The organism is Pseudomonas tremae, from assembly GCF_001401155.1.
In the GTDB taxonomy this organism is placed as follows: Bacteria; Pseudomonadota; Gammaproteobacteria; order Pseudomonadales; family Pseudomonadaceae; genus Aquipseudomonas; species Aquipseudomonas tremae.
Genome location: NZ_LJRO01000253.1, coordinates 1,689 through 1,901, shown reverse-complemented (window position 1 = coordinate 1,901; position 213 = coordinate 1,689).

The following is a 213-nucleotide window of genomic DNA, read 5'->3' as shown; positions in this document are numbered from 1 at the left end:
AGGTCGAGTCTGCAGTGATCGACAGCGGTGAGAAAAAAGAGTTTGACACGCGGTTGTAACGCTGTAGAATTCGCCTCCCGCTGAAGAGCAACTGAAGAGTTGATCGAAGCGCAAGTGGTTGAAGTTGCAAAGGAAACTTTGAAAGCTTCTGAAAATAACCGCTTGACAGATACAAGAGACGCTGTAGAATGCGCGCCTCGGTTGAGACGAAAG